Origin of the sequence: Streptomyces sp. TBY4, assembly GCF_024213195.1 — a bacterium.
GTDB lineage: Bacteria > Actinomycetota > Actinomycetes > Streptomycetales > Streptomycetaceae > Streptomyces.
This window is the reverse complement of the sequence record NZ_JANAVF010000014.1, coordinates 164,229-183,725: the sequence shown is the minus strand read 5'-3', so window position 1 is coordinate 183,725 and position 19,497 is coordinate 164,229. Positions and strand designations below refer to the sequence as shown.

Sequence of the window (19,497 nt, the reverse complement as noted above, 5' to 3'; positions counted from 1 at the left end):
GCGGATGCGGATTCGTCTACGGCTGCTGCCGGGCAGGGTCCCAGATGACGGACGAGGCGCGGGACCGCCCCGGGGCCGAACTCGTGCTGGCTGCGAAGAAGTCGGAGCAGGTCGAGCAGCGGGAGCTGGTCGAGCAGGTCGAGCAGGTCGAGCGGGCCCCGGAGGTCGAAGGTGCAGACGCCTCAGCCGGGTTGGCCCGGCGGCGCAGGTGGGTGGCGGTCGTGGCGGTGGGGGCCGTGCTGCTCTCCGCCGCCGGTGTCGGTGCCTCGCTGGTGATCAAGTCGCCGGCGCAGGCCGCGGCCGAGGCGGGCCCGCCGCCCCTGGACGTACTCGTGGCGCGGGTCGAGAAGCGCGTGCTGCGCGACACCCTCATCGTGCGCGGCACGGTCACCTCCGCCCAGGCGGTCCCGGTCACCCCGGCGGTCGCGGGCGGGGAGGGGGCCGGCCCCGCGGTGGTCACCAAGGTGGCCGTGCGCCAGGGGGACCCCGTCGAGGCGGGCAAGGTGCTCCTGGAGGTCTCCGGACGCCCTGTCTTCGCGCTGCCCGGCGCGCTGCCGGTGTACCGGGACCTGAAGCCGGGTGCCACCGGCGAGGACGTGAAGCAGCTCCAGAAGGCCCTCGCCGGGCTCGGGCACGGCGCGGGATCCGACAAGGCGGGCACCTTCGGGGCCGGGACCAAGGCCGCGCTGGGCGCGTTCTACAAGTCGATCGGCTACGACCCGCTGCCCGCGGTGGCCGACGGGGGCGAGGCCGTCACGAACGCCGAGGACGCGGTGACTTCGGCCGAACGCTCCCTGGAGGACGTCAAGGCGGCGGCGAGGGAAGGTAGTTCGGGTAGCGCGACTGGTCCTGGTGCGAGCGCCGCGCCCGGCGGCAAGGGCGGCCGCCAGGAGGCCGCCCGGGCCGTGGCCCGCGCCCAGGAGGACCTGGCCAAGGCCCGCGAGCGGCTCGCCGGGGCCCGCGCGGCGGCCGGACCCATGGTCCCGGCGGGCGAGGTCGTCTTCCTGGAGTCCTTCCCCGCCCGCGTCGACTCCGTCGGCGTCCGCCCCGGCTCCCCGGTCAGCGGCGCCGCGATGACGCTGTCCGCGGGTGCGCTCGTCGTACGCGGGCAGCTCGCCGAACACCAGAAGGGCCTGGTCCGTGCGGGCCAGAAGGTCGAGATCCTCTCCGAGGTCAGCGGGGTCACCGTGGCGGCCGAGGTGCTGTCGGTCGCGGACACCGCGTCGGCGGCGCCCGCGCCGAACGGCGGCGGGCCGGGGGAGGGGCCGGGCCAGCAGGCTCCCGCCCCCTCCGGGCCGAGCGGGTACGAGATGCTCGTACGCCCCCTCGCCGCGCTGGACGCCAAACTCGCCGGTCAGGACGTACGGCTGACCGTCGAGGCCGCCGCGACCGACGGCAACGCGCTCGTCGTCCCGGTCACCGCCGTCTCCGCCGGAACCGACGGCCGCACCAGCGTCACGGTCGTGGACGGTACGGGGGCCCAGCGCCGGGTCGAGGTCCGGCCCGGCACGACCGGCGACGGCTACGTGGAGATCCGGCCCGCCGGGGACGGCGTGATCGCGGACGGCGACTCGGTGGTCATCGGAGTCGACCCGGGCGCAGCGGAGAAGCGGAGCGGCGGCAAGGGCGCCGGGGGCAAGGCCGACACCGGCAAGACCGGCGGCGGTTCATGACCGGGAGCACCACCGGGGCCGAGGCCGGGGCCGGTACCGCCGGGGCCGATGCCGCCGGGGCCGGCACCACCGGGGCGGGCAGCGCCGAGGCCGGCACCACCCGGACAGGCACCGCCGGGGCAGGCGCCGCCGAGGCCGACGCCACCGAGCCCGCCGTGCCGCCCGTCATCGAGTTCCGGCAGGTCGGCCTCACTTACCCCGGGCCGCCGCCGGTGGCCGCCTTCAAACCGTGTGATCTCACCATTCGCCGCGGGGAGTTCGTCACCGTCGTCGGCCCCTCGGGCTCCGGCAAGTCGACCTTCCTCAACATCGCGGGCCTGCTCGACGCACCCACCACGGGCCGCTACCTCCTCGACGGCATCGACACCGGCGCGCTCGGCGACAGCGGCAGGACCGCCCTGCGCGGCCGGCGCATCGGGTTCGTCTTCCAGTCCTTCCACCTGCTGCCGCACCGTTCGGCCCTGGAGAACGTCGCCCTCGCCATGCTCTACAACGGCGTGCCCCGCAAGGAGCGTCCCGCCCGCGCCCGCGAGGCACTCACCCGGGTCGGGCTCGCCCACCGTCTCGCCGCCCTGCCCTCCCGGCTGTCGGGCGGGGAGCGCCAGCGGGTGGCCGTCGCGCGGGCCCTGGTCGCCCGGCCCTCGCTGCTGCTGTGCGACGAACCCACCGGCAACCTCGACTCCGCCAACGCCGACACCGTGCTGGCCCTCCTGGACGAGCTGCACGCCGACGGGATGACGGTCCTCGTCATCACCCACGACCAGGAAGTCGCCGCGCACGGCGGCCGGACCGTGGCGATCCGCGACGGCGTACTGCGCGAACGGGCCCCCGCATGAACCTGCCCCGGATCAGCCGCACCGGCCGCCCCGGCAGGCGCCCGCGTACCGCACGCCGCGTGGAGCCCTCCCGCTTCGCGGCCCGCGACAACCTCTCGGAGGCCTTCGCCGGGATCCTGCAGCGCCCGGCCCGCTCCGCGCTGACCGCGCTCGGGACCGTCCTCGGCGTCGGCACCTTCGTCGCCGTGCTCGGGCTGACCGCCACCACCTCGTCCCAGATCGACAGCCGCTTCAACCTGCTCACCGCCACCGAGGTGACCGTCGAGGACGTGGCCCAGCAGGCGAACGCCTTCGCCGGGCCCGGATTCCCGGCGGATGCCGACCAGCGCGTCGAGCGGCTGGGCGGGGTCCAGCACGCGGGCGTCTTCCACCCGGTCCGTCTCGACGCCGCGTCCGGCGGCGTCCGCTCGGCCCCGGTCGGCGGAGCCGCGGGCGGTGGCGCCGCCACCGAAGTGGTCGCCGCCTCACCCGGTGCCCTGCGGGCCGCCGTCCCCGAGCTCGCCCAGGGCCGCCTCTACGACGCCTACCACTCCGGGAGCCGGCAGCGCGTGGCGGTCCTCGGCTCGGCCGTCGCCGCCCGGCTCGGCATCACCACGCTGGAGACCCGGCCGGCTGTCTTCATCGGCTCCGAGCCCTTCGCCGTGATCGGGATCATCAAGGACGTGCAGCGCAAGCCGGACCTCCTCCTCTCGGTCACGGTCCCGCGCACCACAGCGGAGGAGATCTGGGGCCCGCCCCAGTCCACCGGGACCACCATGCTGATCGCCACCGACATCGGTGCCGCCCAGCAGGTCGCCCGGCTCGCCCCCACCGCGCTGCGGCCCGACCATCCCGAGTACCTGAAGGCCGTACCGCCGCCCGACCCGCGGACGCTGCGCAGCGGGGTCACCTCCGACCTGGAACAGCTCTTCCTGATCCTGGCCGGGATCTGCCTGGTGATCGGCGCCGTCGGCATCGCCAACACCACCCTGGTCGCGGTCCTGGAACGCACCGGGGAGATCGGCCTGCGGCGCGCGCTCGGAGCCCGGGGCCGCCACATCACCACGCAGTTCCTCGCCGAATCGGGGGCGTTGGGCGCCCTCGGCGGGCTCGTCGGCACCTCCCTCGGCACCCTCACCGTGGTGGGCGTCGCCGTCCTGCGCGACTGGACGCCCGTCGTCCACCCCGGCACCGTCGCCCTCGCTCCGCTCCTCGGGCTGCTGACCGGAGTCCTGGCCGGCCTCTACCCCGCCTGGCGCGCCGCCCGCATCGAGCCGGCCGAGGCGCTGCGGCGCTGAGGAGTCGGGGCGCCGGGGGCCCTACGCCGCTGCGCGGCAGGCGGAGCGCACCGGACGGGTGGTCACTTCGGCGGTGAAGATGGGGCCGCCGTTCTGCCGCAGTTCGACCAGGGTGTCCCTGGTCCCCTCCGGCGTCCCTGGGGCCGGCAGGACCGGTGTGGCGCTGACCAGGCACGGAGTGTCGAACTCCGCGTAGCGGGTGAAGGCCGTCTTCATCGCGACCACGGTGGCCGGTCGCGGGGACAGGGCCAGGGCGGCCTGGCGGGCCGCCTCCAGGAGGAGCATCCCGGGGGCGTGGTCGACGGGGTGGTCGAAGAGCCCCGGGTGTCCGAGGTCGGACCGCAGGTGCCACTGGCCGGGGGTTCCCGCCGGGGACAGGACGACGTCCTCGGTGTGCTCGCGGCCGACGAGGCGGGGCGGTACCGGGGTACCGGGCGGCAGGGCGCGGGCGTGGGCCGCGGCCATGTCCGCGTAGGGGCCGCGCAGTCGCTGGTAGACCGCCGGGGACTGGTTCGAGAACCGGGTCCGTACGCGGGCGGTGGTGACCCCGCCCAGGGAGGCCCGGACGGTCATGGTCATGCCCGCCAGCCGGGTGCCGCGGCGTACGACGTCGGTGCAGACGACGTCCAGCTCGGTCGAGAACGGGTCGGCCACGGCGCTGAGCGCCGAGGCGTCGCACTGGAAGTACAGGTCCTCCCAGGCCTGCCGGAAGCCGAACGGCACGTCGTAGGCGGCGTGGCAGAGCAGCGGGATCGCCTGGCGCACGCACTCGATGAGCAGCAGCGGGTCGCGGGAGCCGTACGCGCCACCGTAGAAGCGGTGGTGCGAGGGCCACCGGGCGGCGATGGCGAAGCGGTCGGCGCCGAGGGGGCGCCAGCTGGTGAGGAGCCGTTCGTTCGCGTCGGTCTTGTGGACTTCGGCGGCCGAGACCGGCCGGCTCTGCGGATGCGATGCGCCTCTTGTCGGCAGTGTGCTCGTGAGCATGCTGTCCCCCCGGGACGTCAGAAACGAAGTCGATCCGGACAGGGGGGGGTCTGTGGATCCGCTGGCCCCCGCCCGTTCCATGTTCAACATAACGAGTGTTCTCTTTTGTTTAAAGCCAAGCTTTAGTAAAGTCCCAGGTCCATGGGGTGGGCGGGTGGGGCCCTCCCTGCTACAAGGGGGCCCTGCAGTATTTGGGGGGCATATGGGGCTTGCTGGTGACCCGTGCTCGCTGGTTAACATAAGGACCGTTCCGTTTTTTTGAGGAGGGGGGAGACCGTGGCTGGTCCCAGGCAGGAGCGGGCGGTCCAGACGCGGGACGCGATCCTCCGCGCGGCGGCCGAGACCTTCGACGAGCTCGGCTACGCCGGGGCCGGCGTCAACCTGATCCTGAAGCGGGCCGGGCTCACCACGGGCGCCCTGTACTTCCACTTCGACTCCAAGGAGGGCCTGGCGCGCGCGGTGATGAACGCACAGCCCGAGACCATCGTCCCCAGACTCCAGTCCGAAGGCCTCCAGCGCCTGGTGGACATCACCCTGTTCTGGTCGCACCTGCTCCAGGTCGACCCGCTCCTGCGCGCCGGAGTCCGGCTGACCGGGGAGCAGGCCTCCTGGGGAGGCTCCGACGTGACGCCCTACCAGTCCTGGGCCGGGATCATGGCCGACTGCCTGCGCGAGGCGCGGGGCAGGGGGGAGCTGCGGGCGGGCGTATCGCCGGAGGAGCTGGGCGAGTTCGTCACCGAGGCGTGTACGGGCATGCAGATGTTCTCCAGTGTGGCCAGCGGCAGGCAGGACCTGAGCGAGCGCACCATCCGGATGTGGGGCCTGCTGCTGCCCGGCATCGCCGTACCTGCGGTCGCTTCCCGCACCGAGGTCAGCCACGAACGGCTGAAGGTCCTCATCGGCTGACGCACCGCCGAACCACCGCGCACCGCACCGCTGTTCCGTCGTACGACCACGTCCACGCACGCTTCCGCGCGTCCCTGGGAGGACCCATGCCCCACCGCCTCGGCCGACTCCGGCTCGCCGCCCTCAACATCGACGGTGTCCTGCTCAACGACACCTTCAGCCCCGTGATCCACGCCTTCGTCACCGGCCGGGGAGGCGCCTACACCGCCGACACCGAGCGGGCGGTGTTCTCGCAGCCCCAGCACATCGCCGGCCGCAACATGGCCGCCGCCGTACCGCAGGAGCTCAGCGGGGAGGAGGCCCTCGCGGCCTACTTCGAGGAGCGCGAGGCCCGCCTCGCCGAGCACCCGGTCGCCGTCCTGGACGGCGCGATCGACCTCGTGCGCAGGCTGAGGGGCCTCGGTCTGCGGACGGTCTGTTACGGAGGGCTCCCCGCACCGCACTTCGACCGGTTCCTCGGGGAATGGGCCGAGCTGTTCGACGGCCCGCGCTACGTGTGCACCAACGACTTCCGCCCCGGCATCCACGAGATCACCACCGGGATCTTCGGCCTGGAGCACGGGGAGGCGCTGTTCGTCGACGACGTGGCCAAGGTGGCCGAGACCGCCAGGGCCCTGGACGTGCCCTTCATCGGCCACCCGAGCGAGTTCGAGCACAGCTTCCAGCGGCAGTTGATGCACGAGGCCGGTGTGCGGTACGTCGTGGACTCCCTGGAGGCGATCGACGAGCCGCTGGTCCGCGCCATCGACGCCGAGGCCCTGCGCGGCACGGTGTGGAGCGGGGTCCCGGCCGGTACGAGCCTGCGAGCGACGGCGTGAGCGGGGGCGCGGGCGGGGCCGCGGGCGAGAGCATGAGCGACCGGCGTCCGATGTCCGGCCGGGTGGCCATGATCACCGGAGCGTCCAGCGGGATCGGTGCGGCGGCCGCCCGCGCGTTCGCCGCGCAGGGCGCGGCCGTGGTCCTGGTGGCGCGGCGCGGCGAGCGGCTGCGCGCGCTGGCCCGGACGATCGGGGAATCCGGCGGGCGCGCCCTCGCGGTCGAGGGCGACGTCGTCGATTCCGGCCGGATGCGCGAGGCCGTAGAGGCGGCCGTGGAGACGTACGGCCGCCTCGACTACGCCTTGAACAACGCCGGTTACGCCACCGCGGGCGCGCCGCTGCACGAGATCGGCGACGCGGTCTTCCGGCAGACCATGGACGTGAACGTGCTCGGCGTGTGGAACTGCATGCGCCATCAGATCCCCGTGATGCTGGGCCAGGGTTCCGGGGGCTCGGTCGTCAACACGGCCAGCGTGGCCGCCACCCGGGCCACGGGAGCCTCCGCCGCCTACGTGGCCGCCAAGCACGCGGTCCTCGGCATGACCCGGGCCGCGGCGGCCGACTACGGCGCAGCGAACATCCGGGTCAACGCCCTGGTCGTGGGCGCCACGCGCACGGAGATGATGGAAGCGGTGCTGGGGCAGCACGCCGAGCTCGAACAGCGCTTCGCGGATGCCTCCGTGCAGAAGCGCATGGCCTCGCCCTCCGAAGTGGCCGAGGCGGCGCTGTGGCTGTGCAGCGACCGGGCCTCGTTCGTGACGGGCGCGGCGATGCCGGTGGACGGCGGCGCCACCGCGATCTGAGGGCCCCGGGCGGCCTCCGCCAAACCCGTCGCGACTTGCGGCAGTCGGCGACGACAGCCGCCACGGGCGCTGGTGTGCTGACCGGCAGAGACGCCGTGATGGACGGTCGGCACGGGAGCACGGAGGATTCACGATGCACGGAACCGCGACCGGAGCGGGTCCCGGGGCAGGGCCGGTAGAAGGGCCCGCGCAAGGCCCACCGCCCGGCGGCAGGCCCGCTCTCGCCGTTCTCGGGCTGAGCGCGTTCGTCGTGGGGACCGCCGAGTTCGCCGTGATCGGCGTCCTCGACCGGATGGCCGGGAGCCTGCACGTCAGCGCCGCCACGGCCGGGCTGCTGGTCACCGCGTACGCCGTCGGGGTGTGCCTGGGCGGGCCGCTGCTGAGCGCGCTGACGCTCCGGCTGCCCCGCCGGCTCGTGCTGGTCGGCGCGCTCGGCGGCTACGCCCTGGCCAACGCCGTCGCCGCCCTCTGGGCGGACTTCGCCGTGGTCCTCGGCGTACGCGTGCTCGCGGGCGCCGCGCACGGACTGTTCGTCGGCGCCGCCTCCGCGGCGGCCGCCGGCCTGGTCCCGGCGGAGCGCAGGGGCCGGGCCGTGGCCGTGGTGTTCGGCGGGATCGCCGCGGCCAACCTGCTGGGCGTGCCCCTGGCGACCTTCGCCGGGCAGGTCCTGCCGTGGCAGTACGCCTTCGCCGGCATCGCGGTCCTCGCCTGCGCGGCGCTGCTGCTGACCCGGGCGGTAGTGCCGCTCTCCGTCCCCGGCGGACAGCAGGCGCTGCGCGCACAGTTCCGGCACGTCGCGAAGGCGCCGGTGGTGGCGCTGCTGGCGATCGCCGTCCTGGTGTTCTGCGGCCAGTTCACCGCCTTCACCCAGCTGAGCGGGTACCTCCAGGAGGTCGTCGGGGTCCGGGGCGGCGCCGTCGGCCTGTACCTGCTCGTCTTCGGAGCCGCCGGCACCGCCGGCACCGTGCTCGGCGGCCGCCTCGCCGACCGGGCCGCCGGGGCCACCGTGGTCGGGGCGACGGCGGTGCTCGTGGTGGTCCTCGCCGCGCTCTTCCTGTTCGGCGACGGCCGGCCCGTGGCCGTGGCCGTGTGCGTCGCGGTCTGGGGCCTCGCCGGCTTCGGCCTCGCCCCCGCCCTCCAGCTCCGTACGATCCGCCGCGCCGGCCCCGGCGGAGACCTCGCGGCCACGCTCGGCGCCTCGGCGGGGAACGCCGGCATCGCGGTCGGAGCGGCCGTGGCGAGCGGGATCACGGGGGCGTACGGGTTCGCCGTACTGCCGCTCGCGGCGGCGGCGGTCTGCGCCGTGACGCTGCCGCTGACCTGGGCCTGCCGGTCCGGGGACGCGGACGCCCCGTAGCGGCCGCCCCGCAGGGGACCACGCCCCGGGCCCGTGCCGGCGTACGGCACGGGCCCGGGGCGTGTCCCTCTACGGCGGCCGTCAGACGCAGTCCTCCTCGCGGTACGAGGCTGCGCCGTCGCCCCGCTCCGCCGCCGCGCGCAGTTCCACCCGGCGGATCTTCCCGGAGATGGTCTTGGGCAGCGCGGCGAACTCGATGCGCCGCACCCGCTTGTACGGGGGCAGCGCCGTCCGGGAGTGGGCGAAGAGCAGCTTCGCCGTCTCCGCGGTCGGCTCCCAGCCCTCCGCCAGAACCACGTACGCCTTCGGCACCGACAGGCGCAGGGCGTCAGGAGCGGGCACCACCCCGGCCTCCGCGACGGCCTCGTGCGAGAGCAGTGCGCTCTCCAGCTCGAAGGGGGAGATCTTGTAGTCGGAGGACTTGAACACGTCGTCCCCGCGGCCGAGGTAGGTGAGCCGCCCGTCGGGGCCGCGTACGGCGAGGTCGCCCGTGCGGTAGTAGCCGTCCGCCATCGCCTCCGCCGTGCGCTCCGGATCCCCCTCGTAGCCCGCCATCACCCCGGTGGGGGCGGCGGACAGGTCCACGCTGATCTCGCCCTCCTCGGCCGGGCGGCCCGTCGCGGGGTCGAGCAGGGCGATGGCGAAGCCGGGGCTCGGGCGGCCCATCGAGCCGGGAGTGACCTCCGTACCGGGGGTGTTCGCGATCTGGACGGTGGTCTCGGTCTGCCCGAAGCCGTCCCGCACGGTCACCCCCCAGGAGCGCCGTACCGCCTCGATCACCTCGGGGTTGAGGGGCTCACCGGCCGCCACGGCCTCCCGCGGCGGGGTGCGCAGCCGGCCCAGGTCGGCCTGGATCAGCATGCGCCACACGGTGGGCGGCGCGCAGAAGGTGGTCACGCCCGCGCGGTCCATCTCCGCCATCAGCCGGCCCGCGTCGAAGCGCGTGTAGTTCTGCACGAAGACGGTGGCCTCCGCGTTCCACGGGGCGAAGAGGCTGGACCAGGCGTGCTTGGCCCAGCCGGGCGAGGAGATGTTCAGGTGGACGTCGCCGGGGCGGAGCCCGATCCAGTACATGGTGGACAGGTGCCCCACCGGGTACGAGACGTGCGTGTGCTGGACCAGCTTCGGCAGGGAGGTCGTGCCGGAGGTGAAGTAGAGCAGGAGCGGGTCCTCGGCGAGGGTCGGGCCGTCGGGCACGAACTGCGCGGGAGCCGTCAGCGAGTCCGCGTAGTCCAGCCAGCCCGGGAGGGCGGCGCCGGCCGGGCGGCCGACCGCGATGCGGGTGAGGCCGCCGGGCACCGCGTCGAACCGGGCGTGGTCCTGCGCCCGGGCGACGAGGTGGCGGACCGCACCGCGGTCGATGCGGTCCGCCAGCTCCGCCGCGTTCAGGAGCGTGGTCGCGGGCACGACCACGGCGCGCAGCTTCATCGCGGCGAGCGCCGTCTCCCACAGCTCCTTCTGGTTGCCGAGCATGACCAGGACGCGGTCGCCGGCGCGTACGCCGCTCGCGCGGAGCCAGTTGGCGAGCTGGTCCGAGCGGTGGGCGAGCTCCGCGAAGGAGTAACGGCTGTGGGAGCCGTCCTCCTCCGCGATCCACAGGGCGGTGCGGTCGTTGCCGCGGGCGATCGCGTCGAACCAGTCCAGGGCCCAGTTGAACCGCTCCGGACGGGGCCAGCGGAAGCCCGCGTACGCCGTGTCGTAGTCCTCCCGGTGGGCGAGCAGGAAGTCCCGTGCGGCCCGGAACTCCTCGGTGGGGTCGGTGGTGGTCATGCGGTGCTCCTTCGTGGTCGGCGCGGGCGGGATCAGCCGGCGTCGCCGACCGGGACCAGTGCGACGACGGGGATGGTCCGGTCGGTCTTGGAGCGGAAGGTCGCGAAGTTCGGGTCCTGCTCCGTCTGCAGGCGCCACAGCTCCTCGTGCTCCGACTCCGCCACCGGCTCGGGCCGAACGGCGAAGCGCCGCGAGCCGACCTCCACCACGCCCTCGCCGGCCGCCACGAGGTTGCGGTACCAGCCGGGTGCCACGGCGGCTCCGCCGTTCGCGGCGAAGACGATCCAGCGGCCGTCGCGGGCCAGATGGACCAGGGGAGTGGTCCGGGTCAGACCGCTGACCCGGCCCGTGGTGCTGAGCAGCAGGAGCGGGACGGAGCCGAAGTCCTTCACCCACCCGCCGTTGGCCCGGAATTCCTCGATGACGCCCCGGTTGAAGGAATTGCTGTTGACGGTCTCGTCGACGGCCGGGCCTGCCGTCCCCTGCGGGTTCTCCATCAGTTCCACTCGCCTTCCGGGAGGAAGAGACGGGTGTTCGTGGTCTCCTCGAACGGCATTCCGGCCGGCATGTTGATGAGTTCCATGGAAAGGCCCCACGGAGTGGTGAAGTACACCCAGCGGTCCCCGGCGATGGGCCCGTCCACGATGGTCTCCGGCTCCCCGAGGACGGTCACCCCGGGCTGCTCGCGCAGGTAGGCGGTGGCCTTGTCCACGTCGTCCACGTGGATCGCGAAGTGGTGCCCGCCCCAGTCGCTGTTGCGCGGCCGGCTGCGGTCCTGGTCGGGCGAGGTGTACTCGAAGAGTTCGAGGTTGGTCACCGGGCCGAGGCGGAGCATGGCGATGTTCGCCGAGGCGCGGGGGTGCACGGCGAGCTTCTCGGTCATCCAGGTGCCCTCGGGGTCCTCCACCGGGCCCAGGCGGTAGGCCAGTTCGGCGCCGATGACCTCGGTGAAGAACTCCACGGCCTGGTCGAGGTCGGGCACGGTGTAGGCGATGTGGTGCACCGCGCGCGCTCCGGGGATCTTGCTCAACATCACTCCGTCCGCCGGGGGTCCCGCCTCCGGCGGTGGCCCCGTGCCGCTGCCCGGACGGACGCCCGGGCAGGCCCGACGATGCGGCCGCGCGGCCCGCCGATCAAGGCGTAGTTCCCAAAGTGCGCCGACATGCCGAAGTTGATTCCAGAGGTTGGCCGGGGGGCGCTCCTTCCTGCTGGGATGGCATTCATCGCCCCCGCTTCTGCATTCACGGGATGGATTTCCTTCCGATGAACTCGAAGACCAGGAAACGACGAAGATGACGAATGAAATAAAGCGCCGACGGTTCATGGGTGCGGGTTCGGGAATAGCCCTGGCCGCCGCCGCCGCCGGCGGACTGGCGCAGGCCCCGGCCGCCCGTGCCGAGGGCGCGGCCGGCCCGGCCGCCGCCCAGGCGACCGGTGTCACGGTGGCCCCGGCCGATTCCCGGTACCCCGATCTCACCTCGGGCATGAACCAGCGCTGGCAGGCCCGCCCCGACAAGATCGTGCTGCCGAGGACGACGGCCGAGGTCGTCGCCGCGGTCCGCGAGGCGGTCTCCACCTCCAAGCGGCTGTCGGTGTGCAGCGGCGGGCACTGTTTCGAGGACTTCGTCTTCAACGCCGACATCAAGATCAACATCAAGCTGTCGCTGATGAACCAGGTCACCTTCGACACGGCGATGAACGCATTCTGCGTCGGCGGCGGCGCCACCCTGATGGACGTGTACGAGGCCCTCTACGAGGGCTGGGGCGTGACCATACCCGGCGGCATCTGCCACAGCGTCGGCGTCGGCGGCCACATCACCGGAGGCGGCTTCGGCAACCTCTCCCGCCAGCACGGTCTGACCGTCGACCACCTGCACGCCGTGGAGGTGGTGGTGGTCGCCGCGGACGGTTCGGTCCGCAGCGTGATCGCCGCACGGGACTCCGCCGACGCCCGCCTGCGCGACCTGTTCTGGGCGCACACCGGCGGTGGCGGCGGCAGCTTCGGCATCGTCACCCGGTTCTGGTTCCGCACCCCGGGCGCCACCGGGGGACCGGAGTCGCTGCTGCCCAAGGCGCCGTCGGAGATCTACCTGACCCTGGCCAACTGGCCCTGGGAGAAGGTCACGCAGGACGGCTTCAGCCGCCTGGTCACGTACTGGGGCACCTGGCTGGAGCGCAACAACACGGCGGGCACCACGGCCGGTTCGCTCTACTCCTGGCTGCTGCTCAACCACCGCGACAGCGGTTCCCTGGGCGCCGTCGTCCAGCTGGACGCCTCGCTCCCCGACGCCGCCGCCGTGCTCTCGGACTTCCTCGCCGGCATGGACCTCGCGCTGGGCCTCAGCTCCGCGACCCGGCGCTCGTCGGGCGTGCTCGACTCGGCGTACACCACGACGAGGCTGCACCCCTGGCTGCGCGGCACCCGCTACATCGGATCCATCTCCGCCACCCAGCTCGACCCGACCACCCGCGGCATCCACAAGTCCTCCCACCTGCGCACGGCCACGCCCCAGCGGCAGATCGACGCCATGTACCGCAGCCTCACGGCCACCACGAGCCCGAGCGCCTTCGCCGGGATCGTGCTCTCCGCCTCGGGCGGCAGGATCGCGTCCGTGTCGCCGACCGCCACGGCGGTGGCCCAGCGCGACGCGATCATGAAGACCAACTTCGAGAGCCTCTGGTACGACACCAAGGACGACGCCAAGAACATCGCCTGGGTCCGCGAGGCCTTCAGCGAGGTCTACGCCGACACCGGCGGCGTCCCGGTCCCCAACGGGGTCACCGACGGCTGCTACATCAACTACCCCGACGCCGACCTCTCGGACCCGGCCTTCAACCGGTCCGCCGTGCCGTGGCACGACCTGTACTGGAAGGGCAACTACGCCCGGCTCCAGCAGGTCAAGCGCGCCTGGGACCCGGGGAACGTCTTCCAGCACCGGCAGTCGGTCCGGCTCTGATCGCCCTCTGATCCCCCCACACCCCTTCCACCCCCTTCAAGGAGAGAGAACCTCCATGCGAACCACCACCCTCGGCACCGGCGGTCCCGTAGTAGGCCGCATCGGCCTCGGCACCATGGGCATGTCCTTCGGCTACGACCCGCACGGCTGGGACGACGACTCCTCCGTCGCCGTGATCCACCGCGCCCTCGACCTCGGCGTCAACCTGATCGACACGGCCGACGTCTACGGCCCGTTCACCAACGAGGACCTGGTCGGGCGGGCCATCAAGGGCCGCCGCGACGAGGTGGTCCTGTCCACCAAGGGCGGCCTCGTCGTCGACGAGAACGGCATCGGCCTCAACGGCCGCCCCGAGCACCTCGCCGCGGCCGTCGAGGCCAGCCTCGGCCGCCTCGGCACCGACCACATCGACCTCTACTTCCTGCACCGCGCGGACCCGCAGGTCCCGCTGGAGGAGAGCTGGGGCGCCCTCGCCGAGCTCGTCCGCCAGGGCAAGATCCGCTCGCTCGGCCTCTCCGCCGTGAGCCTGGAGCAGGTGCGCGCCGCGCAGGCCGTGCACGCGGTGGCCGCCGTCGAGTCCGAGGCCTCCCTCTTCACCCGGGACGCCTTCGCCGACGTCCTCCCGTACACCGTCGAGCACGGCATCGCCTTCCTGCCGTTCTCGCCGCTGGGCCGCGGTCTGCTCACCGGCGCCTTCACGAACCCGGCCGACCTGCCCAAGGACGACTGGCGCAGCACCCAGCCGCGCTTCACCGAGGAGGCGTTCGCGCACAACAAGGCGATCGTCGACGCGGTGCGCGCCGTGGCCGACCGGCACGAGGCCGCTCCGGCGCAGGTGGCGCTGGCCTGGCTGCTGGCCAAGGGCGAGCACGTGGTCCCGATCCCCGGCACCAAGACCGAGCGCTACCTCGTCCAGAACGCCGGCGCCGCCGCACTGGACCTCACCGACCGGGACGTCGCCGAACTGGACGCCTTGCCCGCACCCATGGGCGCCCCCGAGGCGTGATCGCGCCCCCTCCTCCGGCCGGGTGACCCCCGCCGGAACCCGCCGCGTCCCCGCCGGTCCCGGAGATCCCCGGACCGGCGGGGCCCGACCTCCAGACGGAGTACTTCCACGATGTCCGAGATCACCACGGCCCGTCCGGGCAGCAGCCTCACCTCAGCCTTCGACATCCCCCGCCCGCCGGGCCTGACGTGGTTCGTCCAGTCCCAGATGCCGGTGGGCTACGAGGTCTCCCTCACCCGCGGGCTCCTCAACCCCGCCAACCCCGTCCTCGCCCGCTCGGTCGGCGCCGACGGCCGCACCGCCGTCCGCGCGCTGATCGTCGTGGACCAGGCCGTCGACGAGCTCTACGGTCCGGGCCTGCGCGGCTACTTCGACGCCTGGCAGGTCGAGGCGTTCTGGAAGGTCATGCCCGGAGACGAGGAGACCAAGAACCTCGACCAGGTCGTCGAGGTGACCCGGGCCATGACCGAGATGGGCATCCTGCGCCGCACCGAGCGCGTGGTCGTGGTCGGCGGCGGCGTCCTGATGGACGTCGTCGGCATGGCCGCGAGCCTCTACCGCCGCGGAGCCCCCTACGTACGGGTCCCCACGACCCTCGTCGGACAGGTCGACGCGGGCGTCGGCGTGAAGACCGGGGTCAACCACGGCACCCACAAGAACCGCCTCGGTACGTACTTCGCCCCCGAAGTCACCCTCATCGACCCCGAGTTCCTGCGCACGGTGGAGCCACGGCACATCGCCAACGGGCTCGCCGAGATCATCAAGATGGCCCTCATCAAGGACGGCGCGCTCTTCGACCTGCTGGAGGAGAACGTCAGCCGGATCACCAGCGACTCCCTCGCCGACTGCGGCGCGGCGATGAGCGAGGTCGTCTCCCGGGCGATCGCCGGCATGCTGGACGAGCTGGAGCCGAACCTCTGGGAAGGCGTCCTGGAGCGCTCGGTCGACTACGGGCACACCTTCAGCCCCTCCCTGGAACTGCGGGCCGACCCGCCGCTGCTGCACGGCGAGGCCGTCGGCGTCGACATGGCCGTCTGCCTCGCGCTGGCCGCCGGGCGCGGACACCTGTCCGAGGGCGACGCCCACCGCGCGCTCGCCCTCATCGCCGGCTGCGGACTCCCCCTGACCCACCCGGTGTTCACCCCCGAGCTGCTGGAGGTCGGCCTCGCCGACGCCGTCAAGCACCGGGACGGCGCGCAGCGCCTGCCGCTGACCGACGGAATCGGCTCCTGCGTCTTCGTCAACGACATCACGGCCGGTGAGCTCGCCCGCGCCCTGGAGTTCGTACGGGCCTACGCGGACGGTCCGGCCCAGTGAGCGCGCCGGGCCCGATCACCGTCCTCGACGTGGGCGGCACCCATGTGCGCAGCGCCGCCTGGTCGCCCGGCGACGGACTCGGCGACACCCTGAACCAGCCCTCGCCGAGCCGCCTGCGGCATCCCGGCACCCCGGTGGAGGAGCTGCGCGAACGCCTCCTCGCCACCCTCTGCGCGGCGGTGCCCCGCACCCCCGGCGGCTCCGTGGCCGGCGTCTCCTTCGGCGCGGCCCTCGACCACCGCAGCGGCACCGTGTACGGCTCCGCACCGCTGTTCGGCGACGAGACCACCCCGCTCGACCTGCGGGGCGAGCTGCGCACCCGGCGCCCCGACGTCCGGTGGCACATCGTCAACGACGTCACCGCCGCCCTGCTCCACTTCGTCTCCGCACCGCACCGCAGCGGCCACCGCAAGGTGCTGCTGATGACCGTCAGCTCCGGCATCGCCTGCCGCACCGTGGACCTGCGCAGCGGCACCATCGCCACCGACGGCTGCGGACTGCAGGGCGAGGTCGGGCACCTGCCGGCCCGGGCCCGGCTGGCCGGCGCACCCGTGGAGCTGCTCTGCGACTGCGGCCGGCCCGGGCACGTGTCCTCGTACGCCTCCGGACCCGGCCTGCGCCGGATGGCCGACGTGCTGCGGGAGCGGGCACCCGGCCGCTGGGAGCGTTCGCACCTGGGGCGCGCGACGGCCGGGGGCACCGCCTTCGAACCGGCGCTCCGGGCCGCCCTGGACGCGGGCGACGAGCTCGCCTCCGAACTGCTCGACGCGTCCACCGCGCCCGTCGCCGACGTGCTGCGCACCGCGCTCTGCCTCGATCCGGAACTGGACGAACTCGCCCTCAGCGGCGGGGTCGCCACCGGTCTGGGCGCGCACTACCGGGCCTCGGTCCTCGGCCACCTCCGCCGGGAGGGGCTGTACCTCACCGGGGAACGCGCACCGCAGTGGACGGCGGACCGCATCACCGTGTGCGCCCCCGGCGAGGCCAACGGCCTCATCGGCGCCGGCATCGCGGCCCTGGACGCGGAACGGCGTACGAGCCCCGGCCCGGAAGCGGCCGGAACCGGTACCGGCGCCGAGCACCCCGCCGTCGTACGGGAGGGCGACGCGACGCGGCTGCGCCCGCGGCCCACGCCCGCGCCCGGCCCCGGCGAGCTCAGCGTCGCCCCCCTCGTCGCCGGTGTGTGCGGCACCGACCTGCAGATCCTGCGGGGGCTGCGCGAGGACGGCGCCCCCGTGCTGGGCCACGAAGGGGTGGCCCGGATCGTCGCGGCGGGACCGGGGGTGGCCGATCCGCGGCTGGTGCCGGGCGCCCGGGTCGTGGTCAACCCCACGCATCCGGACGACCCGTCGTTCCTCCTCGGGCACAACGTGGACGGGATGCTCCAGGCGCGGATGCTGGTACCGGAGAGCGCCGTCCGGGGCGGGCTCGTCGTCCCCCTGGAGCAGGTGCCCGAGGGCAACCTGCCCGCGCTGATCGAGCCGCTGGCGGTCGTACGGTACGCCCTGCTCGCGCTGCGCCGGCACGCACCCGACACCCTGCTCGTGATCGGCGACGGCACGGTCGGCCACCTCGCCGTGCGCGCCGCCCGGCGGTGGCTCGGCCGCCCGGTCCGGACCGTCCACGTGCACCACACCCAGGCCGGCCTGGAGTGGAGCGGGCGGGCGCCGCACCGGGCCGACCACCGGGTCCTGCCGGACGGCCTGCGGGACGGCCTCCCGGCGGGCACGCCCGCCGGGACCCTGGACCGGGGACGGGTTGCGGTCCTGATCGCCACCCCGGCCCCGGCCACCCTCCCCAGCCTCGACCTGGCCCTGGCGGCGACGCGGGGCGCCGAGGTGGCCGTGGACCTGGTCGGCGGACTGCGCAGGCCCGCCTTCAGCGACTGGTTCCCGGGCACCGACCTGTCCGCGGTCCGGGCCGCCAACTGCGGCGGCACGCCCGAACCGCCCGCCGTCGCACGGCTCACCACGGCCGACGGCCGCACGGTGTCGGTCCTGGGCCACCGGGGCGTGGCCAACGCGCACCTGGAGTACGCGGCGGCCGAACTGTGCCGCGACCCGGAGCACTACCGCGACCTGGTCACGCACGAGACGGACCTCGCCGGCGCGGCCGCGATCCTGACCGCGCTCGCCCGCGACGAGGGCCGGACCGTGGACGGGCGACGGCTGGTGAAGCTCGCCGTGCGCGCGCAGGAGGCCCCGTCATGAGCTTCCCGCTGACCGGCCTCGTCGACTGGCGGCTTCCCGTACGCGGCGAAGCCGCCGTGGACCTGGCCTTCCAACACCGCGTCGACGGGCTCCAGTTCGACCTCGGAGGGCCCGGGCGCGGTCCCTGGCTGGACAAGCCGGGCACGGCCGGGGGAGCGGTCGGGCGGCTGCGCCGCACCGCCGCGTCCGCCGGCGTGGTCCCGCTCGGCGTGGCGGCCAACGTGCTCAACGACATCGGCCTCACCGCCCCGGCGGGCACCCTGGCCGCCGCACGGGTCCGTGCCGTGATCGACCGGCTGCTCGACGTGGGGTGGGAGCTCGGCGTCCCGCTGGTGTTCCTGCCGAGCTTCCGGCGCAGCGCCATCGACAGCGAGGCGGCGCTGATGCGCACCGCCGAGGTGCTGCGCTGGGCGGCCGCCCAGGCGCGGGCCCACGGCCTCCTCCTGGCCAACGAGAACGTACTGCCCGCGCACCTGGCCCTGCGGCTGGTCGAGGAGGTCGGCTCGCCGGCCTTCCGGCTGCTGCTGGACAGCTACAACCCGGTCGGCGCCGGCCTCGACGTACCCGGCCTGGTGGAGGCGACGGCCCCGCACCTCGCCGACCAGATCCACCTGAAGGACGGCCGCTCCGGCACCGCCGTCGGCGCTGCTTGCGGCACCACCGCCGCCACCCCGCTCCTGGGCGACGGCGACGGCCGCGTCGGGGCGACCGTGGACGCCGTGGCACGCCACCGGCCGGACGTGCACGCGGTCGTGCTGGAGAACGACCACCGCGACGGGGACGGGAACCGGCTCCGCGCGGACCTCGAACGGGCCCGGGCGTTCGCCCGCAGGCTGGACCGACGAAGAATGGAGGCGGCACAGCCATGCCCCTCGTACTGACCGCTCACGCCCTGCTGTTCGACATGGACGGCACGCTCGTGGACTCCACCGCCGCCGTGGAACGCACCTGGCACCGCTTCGCCGACCGGCACGGCCTCGACGCCGCCGCGATCCTGGCCTCCGCACACGGACAGCGCACGGCGGAGACCGTCGCCGCGCACGCCCCGCCCGGCACCGACGTGGAGGCGGAGACGGCCTGGCTCGTCGCCCAGGACATGGCCGACACCAGCGGCACCGTCGCCGTCCCGGGCGCCGCCGCACTGCTCGCGGCGCTGCCGCCGCACCGCTGGGCGCTCGTCACGTCGGCCGGCCGGGAACTGGCCGTACGGCGCATGGCCGCCGCCGGACTTCCGCTCCCGGAGGTCCTGGTCAGCGCCGACGACGTCCGCGAGGGCAAGCCCTCGCCCGAGGGCTTCGCGGCCGCCGCCGGCCTGCTCGGCGTCGGCCCCACGGCCGCCATCGCCTTCGAGGACGCCGAACTGGGCCTGCTGGCCGCCCGCGCCGCCGGATGCTTCCCCGTGGTCGTCGGCCCGCACGGCGGCGCCGCCGCCGAGGGCCGACCCCGCATCGCCGACTTCACCGGGGTCACCTGCGCCGCCTCCGACGAGGACGGCCTGCGCCTGGTCCTGCCGACGACCGCACCGGCGCGCGTACGGGTCCCCGCGCGGAGCTGACCCGCCCGCCCCCTTTCCCTCCTTCCCC

General features: G+C 74.2%; 17 protein-coding genes. 13 read left to right on the top strand and 4 right to left on the bottom strand.

Annotated elements, in window-relative coordinates:
• Window positions 1–44 precede the first annotated feature (44 nt).
• Genes NLX94_RS39110 through NLX94_RS28785 form a run of 3 tightly spaced genes read left to right on the top strand, consistent with a single transcriptional unit; the run spans window position 45 to window position 3,786 of the window.
• Window positions 45–1,673, top strand: a complete 1,629-nt coding sequence (locus NLX94_RS39110; RefSeq protein ID WP_302170574.1) for a peptidoglycan-binding protein — start codon at window positions 45–47, stop codon at window positions 1,671–1,673.
• Window positions 1,670–2,509 (top strand): ABC transporter ATP-binding protein, encoded by an 840-nt coding sequence (locus tag NLX94_RS28790; RefSeq protein WP_254386012.1) that lies wholly within the window; start codon window positions 1,670–1,672, stop codon window positions 2,507–2,509. Before NLX94_RS39110 ends, NLX94_RS28790 begins: the two co-directional genes overlap by 4 nt.
• Window positions 2,506–3,786: an ABC transporter permease gene (locus NLX94_RS28785; RefSeq protein WP_254386011.1), complete on the top strand. Its 1,281-nt coding sequence runs from the start codon at window positions 2,506–2,508 to the stop codon at window positions 3,784–3,786. The genes NLX94_RS28790 and NLX94_RS28785 overlap by 4 nt, the downstream gene beginning before the upstream one ends.
• 21 nt (window positions 3,787–3,807) lie before the next feature.
• Here the strand turns inward: NLX94_RS28785 and NLX94_RS28780 are convergent, their stop codons facing one another.
• Complete coding sequence (locus NLX94_RS28780) at window positions 3,808–4,770, bottom strand: ScbA/BarX family gamma-butyrolactone biosynthesis protein (RefSeq protein WP_254386010.1); 963 nt, start codon at window positions 4,768–4,770, stop codon at window positions 3,808–3,810.
• 276 nt (window positions 4,771–5,046) lie between these two features.
• Between NLX94_RS28780 and NLX94_RS28775 the strand changes: the two genes are divergently transcribed.
• The 4 genes from NLX94_RS28775 to NLX94_RS28760 all read left to right on the top strand — a co-directional run bounded on the left by NLX94_RS28775 (window position 5,047) and on the right by NLX94_RS28760 (window position 8,654).
• Entirely contained in the window at window positions 5,047–5,676 is a 630-nt protein-coding gene (locus tag NLX94_RS28775) for a ScbR family autoregulator-binding transcription factor (protein WP_254386009.1), read from the top strand.
• A gap of 86 nt (window positions 5,677–5,762) precedes the next feature.
• Window positions 5,763–6,494, top strand: coding sequence for an HAD family phosphatase (locus NLX94_RS28770; protein WP_254386008.1), 732 nt, complete (start codon window positions 5,763–5,765; stop codon window positions 6,492–6,494).
• A 32-nt stretch (window positions 6,495–6,526) separates the two neighbouring features.
• Window positions 6,527–7,297, top strand: coding sequence for an SDR family NAD(P)-dependent oxidoreductase (locus tag NLX94_RS28765; protein ID WP_254386007.1), 771 nt, complete (start codon window positions 6,527–6,529; stop codon window positions 7,295–7,297).
• A gap of 133 nt (window positions 7,298–7,430) precedes the next feature.
• Window positions 7,431–8,654 carry an MFS transporter gene (locus NLX94_RS28760; RefSeq protein WP_302170572.1) on the top strand — a complete coding sequence of 408 codons (1,224 nt, stop codon included), beginning with the start codon at window positions 7,431–7,433 and terminating at the stop codon, window positions 8,652–8,654.
• Between the two features lie 81 nt (window positions 8,655–8,735).
• Here NLX94_RS28760 and NLX94_RS28755 read toward each other — a convergent pair whose 3' ends face one another.
• The 3 genes from NLX94_RS28755 to NLX94_RS28745 are packed head-to-tail and all read right to left on the bottom strand — an operon-like array spanning window position 8,736 to window position 11,457.
• Window positions 8,736–10,424 (bottom strand): AMP-binding protein, encoded by a 1,689-nt coding sequence (locus NLX94_RS28755; RefSeq protein WP_254386005.1) that lies wholly within the window; start codon window positions 10,422–10,424, stop codon window positions 8,736–8,738.
• Window positions 10,425–10,456: 32 nt separating this feature from the next.
• Entirely contained in the window at window positions 10,457–10,921 is a 465-nt protein-coding gene (locus NLX94_RS28750) for a nitroreductase/quinone reductase family protein (RefSeq protein ID WP_254386004.1), read from the bottom strand.
• Window positions 10,921–11,457 (bottom strand): VOC family protein, encoded by a 537-nt coding sequence (locus NLX94_RS28745; protein WP_254386003.1) that lies wholly within the window; start codon window positions 11,455–11,457, stop codon window positions 10,921–10,923. Before NLX94_RS28745 ends, NLX94_RS28750 begins: the two co-directional genes overlap by 1 nt.
• 259 nt (window positions 11,458–11,716) lie before the next feature.
• On the opposite strand from NLX94_RS28745, the gene NLX94_RS28740 reads away from it, so the two are divergent.
• The 6 genes from NLX94_RS28740 (at window position 11,717) to NLX94_RS28715 (ending at window position 19,469) form a co-directional block, all read left to right on the top strand.
• Window positions 11,717–13,381 (top strand): FAD-binding oxidoreductase, encoded by a 1,665-nt coding sequence (locus tag NLX94_RS28740; protein ID WP_254386002.1) that lies wholly within the window; start codon window positions 11,717–11,719, stop codon window positions 13,379–13,381.
• Between the two features lie 55 nt (window positions 13,382–13,436).
• Window positions 13,437–14,387, top strand: a complete 951-nt coding sequence (locus NLX94_RS28735) for an aldo/keto reductase (RefSeq protein ID WP_254386001.1) — start codon at window positions 13,437–13,439, stop codon at window positions 14,385–14,387.
• A 111-nt stretch (window positions 14,388–14,498) separates the two neighbouring features.
• A complete protein-coding gene (locus tag NLX94_RS28730) occupies window positions 14,499–15,704 on the top strand; it encodes a sedoheptulose 7-phosphate cyclase (RefSeq protein ID WP_254386000.1) in 1,206 nt (401 codons plus the stop codon).
• Entirely contained in the window at window positions 15,701–17,914 is a 2,214-nt protein-coding gene (locus NLX94_RS39455; protein WP_254385999.1) for an ROK family protein, read from the top strand. The genes NLX94_RS28730 and NLX94_RS39455 overlap by 4 nt, the downstream gene beginning before the upstream one ends.
• Window positions 17,911–18,795, top strand: coding sequence for a sugar phosphate isomerase/epimerase (locus NLX94_RS28720; protein ID WP_254385998.1), 885 nt, complete (start codon window positions 17,911–17,913; stop codon window positions 18,793–18,795). Before NLX94_RS39455 ends, NLX94_RS28720 begins: the two co-directional genes overlap by 4 nt.
• A complete protein-coding gene (locus NLX94_RS28715; protein WP_254385997.1) occupies window positions 18,780–19,469 on the top strand; it encodes an HAD-IA family hydrolase in 690 nt (229 codons plus the stop codon). Before NLX94_RS28720 ends, NLX94_RS28715 begins: the two co-directional genes overlap by 16 nt.
• Window positions 19,470–19,497: the final 28 nt, after the last annotated feature.

Bases quoted from the DNA above. Each gene is read 5' to 3' on its own strand.
- NLX94_RS39110 (WP_302170574.1), top strand. From the start codon at position 45: ATGACGGACGAGGCGCGGGACCGCCCCGGGGCCGAACTCGTGCTGGCT.
- NLX94_RS28790 (WP_254386012.1), top strand. From the start codon at position 1,670: ATGACCGGGAGCACCACCGGGGCCGAGGCCGGGGCCGGTACCGCCGGG.
- NLX94_RS28785 (WP_254386011.1), top strand. From the start codon at position 2,506: ATGAACCTGCCCCGGATCAGCCGCACCGGCCGCCCCGGCAGGCGCCCG.
- NLX94_RS28780 (WP_254386010.1), bottom strand. From the start codon at position 4,770: ATGCTCACGAGCACACTGCCGACAAGAGGCGCATCGCATCCGCAGAGC.
- NLX94_RS28770 (WP_254386008.1), top strand. From the start codon at position 5,763: ATGCCCCACCGCCTCGGCCGACTCCGGCTCGCCGCCCTCAACATCGAC.
- NLX94_RS28765 (WP_254386007.1), top strand. From the start codon at position 6,527: ATGAGCGACCGGCGTCCGATGTCCGGCCGGGTGGCCATGATCACCGGA.
- NLX94_RS28760 (WP_302170572.1), top strand. From the start codon at position 7,431: ATGCACGGAACCGCGACCGGAGCGGGTCCCGGGGCAGGGCCGGTAGAA.
- NLX94_RS28755 (WP_254386005.1), bottom strand. From the start codon at position 10,424: ATGACCACCACCGACCCCACCGAGGAGTTCCGGGCCGCACGGGACTTC.
- NLX94_RS28750 (WP_254386004.1), bottom strand. From the start codon at position 10,921: ATGGAGAACCCGCAGGGGACGGCAGGCCCGGCCGTCGACGAGACCGTC.
- NLX94_RS28745 (WP_254386003.1), bottom strand. From the start codon at position 11,457: ATGTTGAGCAAGATCCCCGGAGCGCGCGCGGTGCACCACATCGCCTAC.
- NLX94_RS28740 (WP_254386002.1), top strand. From the start codon at position 11,717: ATGACGAATGAAATAAAGCGCCGACGGTTCATGGGTGCGGGTTCGGGA.
- NLX94_RS28735 (WP_254386001.1), top strand. From the start codon at position 13,437: ATGCGAACCACCACCCTCGGCACCGGCGGTCCCGTAGTAGGCCGCATC.
- NLX94_RS28730 (WP_254386000.1), top strand. From the start codon at position 14,499: ATGTCCGAGATCACCACGGCCCGTCCGGGCAGCAGCCTCACCTCAGCC.
- NLX94_RS28720 (WP_254385998.1), top strand. From the start codon at position 17,911: ATGAGCTTCCCGCTGACCGGCCTCGTCGACTGGCGGCTTCCCGTACGC.
- NLX94_RS28715 (WP_254385997.1), top strand. From the start codon at position 18,780: ATGCCCCTCGTACTGACCGCTCACGCCCTGCTGTTCGACATGGACGGC.